This window comes from Saccharomonospora saliphila YIM 90502 (genome assembly GCF_000383795.1).
GTDB classification, from domain to species: Bacteria; Actinomycetota; Actinomycetes; order Mycobacteriales; family Pseudonocardiaceae; genus Saccharomonospora; species Saccharomonospora saliphila.
In genome coordinates, this window is sequence record NZ_KB912704.1 from 59962 (window position 1) to 67583 (window position 7622).

Sequence of the window (7622 nt, forward strand, 5' to 3'; positions counted from 1 at the left end):
GCACGGCCCGCGCCCCGCGCGACGCCCCGGCGCGGTACCGAGGTCCGGTACGGCCACGGTACCGCGCCGGGGCAGAAAGCTACGGGCGCGGGATGTTGCGGAGGTTGGCGCGGGCCAGGCGCACCATGCGGCCGACACCACCCTGCAAGACCATCTTGCTGGTCGCCAGCGCGAACCCGGTCAGTTGCTGACCGGTGATGTGCGGGGGCAGCGACAGCGCGTTCGGGTCGGTGACGACGTCGAGGAGCGCGGGACCGTCGTGGGAGAGCACCGCGCGCAGCCCGTCCGGCACCTCGCGCGGGTCGGTCACCCGCACGGCGTGCGCCCCCGCCGCGCGGGCCAGGGCGGCGTAGTCGGTCTCCGGATAGCTGGTGCCGTACGGGGGAAGGCCCGCGACCATCATCTCCAGATCCACCATGCCCAGCGACGAGTTGTCGAACAACACGACCTTCACGGGCAGTCCGTACTGCACCACGGTGAGGAACTCGCCCATCAGCATGGCGAAGCCGCCGTCCCCGGACATCGCCACCACCTGCCGGGAGCGGTCCGGAAGCTGCGCTCCGATCGCCTGGGGCAGGGCGTTGGCCATCGACCCGTGCGTGAACGACCCGATCACGCGCCGCCTGCCGTTCGGGCTGATGTAGCGCGCGGCCCACACGTTGCACATCCCTGTGTCCACAGTGAACACCGCGTCCTCGGCGGCGATCTCGTCGAGCACCGAGGCGACGTATTCGGGGTGGATCGGGCGGTGCCGCTCGACGCCCGTGGTGTAGGCCGAGACCACGGTTTCCAGCGCGTCGGCGTGCTTGCGCAGCATGTGGTCGAGAAACGTCCGGTCGGTCCTGGCACGCACCCTCGGCGTGAGGCACCGCAATGTCTCGGCCACGTCGCCGCAGATTCCGAGATCCAGCCGCGACCGGCGGCCCAGCCGTTCGGGCCGGATGTCCACCTGCACGATACGCACGTCGTCGGGCAGGAACGGGTGGTAGGGGAAGTCGGTACCCAGCAGCACGAGCAGGTCGCACTCGTGCATCGCCTCGTAGGCGGCGCCGTAGCCGAGCAGCCCGGACATCCCCACGTCGAACGGGTTGTCGTACTGGATCCACTCCTTGCCCCGCAGGGCGTGCCCCACCGGCGCGAGCACCCGTCCGGCGAAGTCCATGACCTCGTCGTGCGCACCGGCGGTGCCCGCGCCGCAGAACAGGGTGACCCGGCGTGCCTCGTCGACGATGCGGACCAGCTCGTCGATGTCGGTGTCGGCCGGGCGGACCGTCGGCGTGCGGTCCACCGGAACCATGGCCGCCGACCCCTGCGGTGATTCCTGCCCCGCCACATCGCCCGGCAGCGTGAGCACCGATACGCCGGAACGCCCGATCGCGTGCTGGACGGCGGCGTGGGCGACCCGGGGAAGCTGCGCGGGCGTCGAGATCATTTCCGAGTAGTGGCTGCACTCGACGAACAGGCGATCCGGGTGGGTCTCCTGGAAGTAGTCGGTGCCGATGTCCTCGCTGGGGATGTGCGCCGCGATCGCCACCACGGGCGCCAGGCTGCGGTGGGCGTCGAACAGCCCGTTGATCAGGTGCAGGTTGCCCGGCCCGCAGCTACCCGCGCACGCGGTGAGGCGCCCGGTGATCTGTGCCTCGGCTCCGGCGGCGAACGCGGCGGCTTCCTCGTGCCGGACCTGCACCCACTCGATCTCCGCGCTGCGGCGTACCGCGTCGGTGATCGGGTTGAGGCTGTCGCCGACGACGCCGTAGATCCTGCGCACGCCGGCCCGCACCAGCAGCTCGACCAGATGCTCTGCCACCGTCCGTCCCGCCACGGCACGCACGCTCCCTCCGTGTCCGGCGCACGCCACCGCACGCCGGGCGACGCCCATCGGGGGAACATAGCCGCGACCGGCCGGGGTCAAACCCGGGAGGGCGGCCCGGATGCTCGGCACGGCGGCGGAGGGCACCGGCCGCACTCCCGGTCGCTTCCGCGCGGGACACGATTCGCGCGAACGGCGCTATACGACACGACAATCACACGTTACCGTCCATTACTCAACATAAAACCACACAGCTGAACAGGAGTGGACATGCGCTGGTCAGCCGTGCGCGACGCCGCCACGGTGGGCGTGCTCGCCGCCCTCGTCGGCACCACCCTCACCACGCCACCGGCCCACGCCGAGCAGGCCGACTGGACCGTGACCGGGCCCGGCTCCGAGCTCGCGGCCGTGGTCCGCCTCGCCGACGGCACCCCCGAACTGGGGGTGACGCGCGACGGCTCCGCCGTCCTGCCGCCCTCCGCGGTCGGCGTGGTCACCGAGAAGGCCGACCTCTCCCACGACCTCACCTTCACCGGACGCGCCGACCGCACCGTCGTCGAGAACTACCGCATGCCCACCGGGAAACAACGTGACCGGCACGCGGTACTGCGCGAGTCCACCCTGAGCTTCGCCTCCGCCGACGGCACCCGGCTCGATCTCGTCGTCCGGGTCGCCCGCGACGGAATCGCCTACCGCTACCACCTGCCCGACCCGGACGGCACGACGGTGCTGCGGGAAGCCTCGTCCTGGGACGTTCCCGCCTCCTCCCCCGCCTGGATGCTGGAGCACACCTCCTGGTACGAACAACCGCGCTTCGCCACGACCGCGGGCTCGGCCCCCGAGGGCCACTACGGCCACCCCGCGCTCTTCCGAGTCGGTCACGACCGCGACGGCACGCACGTGCTGCTCACCGAGTCGGGCATGACCTCGGCCTACCCGGGCGGCAGGCTCACCCACGACGGCGGTGGCGACTACCGCGTGAGCCTGGTCGAGCAGCCACCCGCCTCGGACGGGCCGCTGACCACGCCGTGGCGGGTGGCCGTCGTCGGCGACCTCGGCACGGTCACCGAGTCCACCCTCGTCGACGACCTGGCACCGGACTCGCGGATCGCCGACACGTCGTGGATCCGGCCGGGCAGCGTGGCGTGGTCGTGGTTGCCGGAACACGACAGTCCGCGCGACCCCGAGCGCCAGCGCGACTACATCGACCACGCCGCTGAGCACGGCTGGCCCTACGTGCTGATCGACGAGGGCTGGGACGCGTCCTGGGTACCGGAGATCACCCGATACGCCCGCTCGCGGGGGGTCGACGTGCTGCTGTGGTTCCGCTGGTGGGAAGTGGACACCGCCGAGGAGATGGATTCCTGGTTCGGCCGCCTCGCCGACTGGGGCGTGCGCGGCGTCAAGATCGACTTCATGAACGACGGCGGCGGGCACGGCGAGGGCGCCTCCCGGCACGACTGGTACGAACGCGTGCTGGAAGCCACCGCCGAGCACCGGCTGATGGTCAACTTCCACGGCTCGACCATCCCGAAGGGGCTCGCCCGCACCTGGCCCCACCTGATGACCTACGAAGCCGTGCGCGGAGCGGAGTACTACTCCTTCAGCGCCGACCACGGCGTCACCCCGGAGCACAACACGACGCTGCCGTTCACCCGCAACGTGGTCGGCTCGATGGACTACACCCCGGTGACCCTGTCCCAGGAAACGCGCCATACCTCGGCCGGGCACGAACTGGCGCTGCCGGTCGTGTTCGAGTCGGCGCTGCTGCACCTGGCCGACCGCCCGGAGGTCTACGCCGAGTACCCGGTCGCCCACCGGTTCCTCGATCAGGTGCCCACGGTGTGGGACGACACGGAGCTGCTCAACGGCGAACCCGGCGACGAGGCGGTTCTCGCCCGGCGTGCCGGGGACCGCTGGTTCGTCGGCGGGATCGCCGCGGGCTCCGCGCGCACCCTGTCGGCGCCGCTCGACGTTCTCGGCGACGGCCGGTGGCGGGCCGACGTCTACCGCGACACCACCGACGGTTCCGGGCTGGCCCGCGAATCCACGACCGTGCGGGCGGGCGAGACACTGTCGGTCCCCGTGGCCGAGAACGGCGGATTCGCCGCCGTGCTCTGCCCGGCCGAGCCGGACCGGGACCACTGCGACGAGCCGGTGCGCACCGTCCCCGCAACGACCCTCGATCTCGACCCGGGGTCGGCGACCGTGCCGCCCGGCGGGTCCGTCGAGGTCGCGGCCACGTTCACCCTCGACGAGGGGCACCGGGTGCGCGACGTCGTGCTGCGTCCCGACGCCCCCGAAGGCTGGACGGTCGCGGGCGGCCCCGTCCGCGAGGCCACCCTCGCCGTCGGCGAGCCGGTGAGCAGCACATGGACCTTCACCGCGCCCCGCGACGGCGCACGCGGCCACACGGACCTGCCCGTGGCCGCCGAGTACCACCTGCCCGGCGACCCGGCCACGCGGGAGCCCGTGCACGTCGAACGTGCCGTGACGGCGCTGGTGCCGCCGGAGGCGCCGCGCGGCGAGACGCACGTCAGCGCCCTGGAGTTCGTGCACGCGGGCAACGGGTGGGGCCCGGTCGAGCGGGACCGGTCGAACGGGGAGCAGGAGGCAGGCGACGGCGGTCGGATGACCGTCGACGGCACCACGTTCGACCGGGGGCTCGGGGTGCACGCGCCCTCGTCGGTGGAGGTCTACCTCGGCCGACGCTGCGACCGGCTCGCCGCCGAGGTCGGCGTCGACGACGAGGTGGGCGAGCAGGGATCGGTCGTCTTCACCGTCTCCGGGGACGGGACGGTGCTGGCGGAGTCGCCGGTGCTCACCGGCGCCGACGGACCGCACCCGCTGCGCGTCCCCGTCGACGGTGTCGAGCTGCTGCGGCTCGACGTCGGCGATGCCGGGGACGGCATCAACCACGACCACGCGGACTGGGGCGGGCTGCGGTTGTCCTGCCGACCGTGACCCCGCCGGCGCCGACAACGGCCGCGGTGGGGCATCCTCGGAGGCGGAACCGAGCGCCCACCCGGCACCATCCGGACGGATACCACGAGCGGAGCGGCGGTGCGCATGTCCGAGCACAAGCCCGGAGCCCGGCCCGAACACGGGCCCGGAGGGGACGCGGCCGGAAGCAGGCCGTGGCGGCGCCGGGAGGTGGAACGGTTGCTCGGCTTCGCCGCCCGGTCGGCACTCGACGAGGGCGGGTTCGGCCACCTCGATCGGCACGGCACGGTCGACGTGTCCCGGGACCGGGAGCTGTGGATCACCTGCCGGATGACGCACGTCTTCGGCCTGGCCGCGCTCGCGGGCCACTCCGGTGCCCGCGAGCTGGCCCGGCACGGGGTGGACGCCCTGCGCTCGGCGTTCCACGACGACGAGCACGGGGGCTGGTTCACCGCGCTGGACCCGCGCGGCGCGCCCCGCGCGAGCGGTAAGGCGGCCTACGACCACGCCTTCGTGCTCCTGGCCGCCTCCACGGCGCACGCGGCGAGGCTGCCCGGGGCGGCCGAGCTGCTCGACGAGGCGTGTGAGGTCGTCGACGTCCGGTTCTTCAGCGAGGAGGAAGGGCTCTGCGTCGAGTCCTTCGCCCGGGACTGGAGCGGGTGCGAGGACTACCGGGGCGCCAACAGCAACATGCACGCGGTGGAAGCCTTCACCGCCTGCGCCGCCGTCACCGGGCGGAGCCGTTGGCACGCGCGGGCGCTGTCGATCGCGGAGACGCTGATCAACCGGCACGCCCGCGAGCACCACTGGCGGGTGCCCGAGCATTTCACCCCGGAGTGGTCGCCGATCCCGGACTACAACGACGGCGCCCGCGCCGACCCGTTCCGGCCGTACGGCACGACGGTCGGGCACTGGCTGGAGTGGTCGCGGCTGCTGCTCGGCCTGCACGCGGCGGACGACCGGGCGCCGTCCTGGCTACCGGAGGCCGCGCGGGCGCTGTTCGAGGAGGCCGTGCGCCGGGGGTGGGCGGCCGACGGACGGCCCGGGTTCGCCTACACGTTGGACTGGGACGACCGGGTCGTCGTCGCCGAACGGCTGCACTGGGTCCACGCCGAGGCGCTGCTCGCGGCCGACGCCCTGCACCGCGCCACCGGCCACGCCCGGGCGGGCGAGCTGGCCCGCGCGTGGTGGTCGTTCGCCGACGAGCACTTCCGCGACCCGGACACCGGGAGCTGGCACCACGAGCTGAGCCCGGCTCTGCGGCCGTCGACGACGATCTGGAACGGCAAGCCTGACGCCTACCACGTCTACCAGGCCCTCGTCCTGCCCGATCTGCCACCGGCCCGCGCTCCGGCTGCCGCACTCGCCGCCCGGGGTGCCCGGTGACACCGTGCGGGCCCCGGTGTGGCGAACCGGTACCCGCACGGTTTCTCCCGGCGGCGCCGCGGCGGCGTCAGCGGTAGACGGCGGCCTCCTCGGCGGTCTCGCCGATGCCGTCGGGGCCGTGGAAGAGGCGCTGGCCCCAGCCGGTGAGCCGCGCGGGGTCGAAGTCGTGGACGAGGTCGAGGTAGTCGACGCCCCCGCTGTTGCCGCTCCACGACCAGCCGAGGTAGCCGACCCCCAGTTCCCTCGTCGTCGCCAGGATCGCGTCCTCGTCCGGGTCACCGTCGGAGTGCCGGTGCCCGAACTCCCCCACCATGATCGGCAGACCGGCTCGGGTGAACGCGGTCAGGTAGTCCCGCACCCTCCACGCGGTGTCGTACACGCCGTACATGTGCACCGAGAACACCGTGTCGCGCGCGGGGTCGCTCGCGAACACCTCGGCGGCGTTGTCCCGCATGGTGTGCGTGTGGTCCTGTCCCCAGTTGGGCGCGTCGGCCACGAGCGTGTGGTCGAATCCGGCGGCACGGAGCCTGCCGATCGCCGTGATCGTCTCGCCGGTCCAGTCCTCGAAACCCTGGTTGCCGAACGGCTCGTTGCCGATGTTGAGCAACACGTGGTTCTCCTGTCCGGCCAGGGCCTGCCGGACACGGATCCAGTAGTCCACCGCGCGGGAGAGCGGGGCCGCGGCGGAATCCTCACCGTAGCCGGTGGTGTCGTGCACCTCCAGCACGCAGATCAGGCGGTTGGCCCGGCACTCGGCGACGACGTTCGCCACGTCGTCTGTCGTGTTCTCGGTCCAGCGGTCACCGCTGGAGAGCACGACGCGCACCGCGTTCGCGCCGAGTGCCTTGATGTCGGACAGCGCGCCGAGTTCGTGGGGGAACCAGGCGTGCGGGTGGTTGACTCCGCGGAGGACGAAATCGTTGCCGTTCGCCTCGACGAGCCTGCCGTTCTCCACGCGGAAACCGGTCGCGGGCGCACCCGGAGAATGCGCGGACGCGGCGGCCGAGGCGGTGACGACGGAGACCACGACGGCGACCGCGAAAGCCACCGCGGCCCGGACACTCGTTCTCATCGAAAACCCTTCCCGATGTCGGATTTCGTCGAATACTGACGGCCTGGACCGCCGGGTTTGACCGGGCCGGGGGGAGAAGTATGCGCGCGAGCGACGCGAGCGGTCAACCATTCCCCGTTTCTATTCCACCGACGAAATCCGCGTTCTCACCACAAAGAACGGGAGTATTGTTCCGTTGGCGAATCGTTTCACCGAAAAAAGGCGGATGCCCTGGTGAGCAGCCCGCTCGGTGGCGGCGGCACGGGAGCGTCAGCGCACCCGCACTCCGGCGCGCCAGACGGCGTGGGTCAGGGGCACCCCCGGGCGGTAGGCCAGGTGTGCCGCCGACGGCGCGTCGAGCACGTGGACATCGGCGCGGGCACCCGGGCATCCGGGGCACGTCGGGCCTGAGTTCGTGCAGCCGGGAGAGTT

General features: G+C 72.4%; 4 protein-coding genes. 2 read left to right on the plus strand and 2 right to left on the minus strand.

All coding sequences use genetic code 11. The annotated features are described in order from the left end of the window. Window positions 1-79 precede the first annotated feature (79 nt). The gene (locus SACSA_RS0116460) at window positions 80-1822 is read right to left on the minus strand and encodes a pyruvate dehydrogenase (protein WP_028661952.1); all 1743 of its coding nucleotides are present in this window, start codon (window positions 1820-1822) and stop codon (window positions 80-82) included. 258 nt (window positions 1823-2080) lie between these two features. On the opposite strand from SACSA_RS0116460, the gene SACSA_RS0116465 reads away from it, so the two are divergent. Then, window positions 2081-4774 (plus strand): glycoside hydrolase family 97 catalytic domain-containing protein, encoded by a 2694-nt coding sequence (locus tag SACSA_RS0116465; protein WP_019818813.1) that lies wholly within the window; start codon window positions 2081-2083, stop codon window positions 4772-4774. Window positions 4775-4879: 105 nt separating this feature from the next. Then, window positions 4880-6139 carry an AGE family epimerase/isomerase gene (locus SACSA_RS0116470; RefSeq protein WP_019818814.1) on the plus strand — a complete coding sequence of 420 codons (1260 nt, stop codon included), beginning with the start codon at window positions 4880-4882 and terminating at the stop codon, window positions 6137-6139. Window positions 6140-6206: 67 nt separating this feature from the next. Here the strand turns inward: SACSA_RS0116470 and SACSA_RS0116475 are convergent, their stop codons facing one another. Further along, window positions 6207-7211 carry a glycoside hydrolase family 5 protein gene (locus tag SACSA_RS0116475; RefSeq protein WP_048876897.1) on the minus strand — a complete coding sequence of 335 codons (1005 nt, stop codon included), beginning with the start codon at window positions 7209-7211 and terminating at the stop codon, window positions 6207-6209. Window positions 7212-7622 lie beyond the last annotated feature (411 nt).

Bases quoted from the DNA above. Each gene is read 5' to 3' on its own strand.
- SACSA_RS0116465 (WP_019818813.1), top strand. From the start codon at position 2,081: ATGCGCTGGTCAGCCGTGCGCGACGCCGCCACGGTGGGCGTGCTCGCC.
- SACSA_RS0116470 (WP_019818814.1), top strand. From the start codon at position 4,880: ATGTCCGAGCACAAGCCCGGAGCCCGGCCCGAACACGGGCCCGGAGGG.
- SACSA_RS0116475 (WP_048876897.1), bottom strand. From the start codon at position 7,211: ATGAGAACGAGTGTCCGGGCCGCGGTGGCTTTCGCGGTCGCCGTCGTG.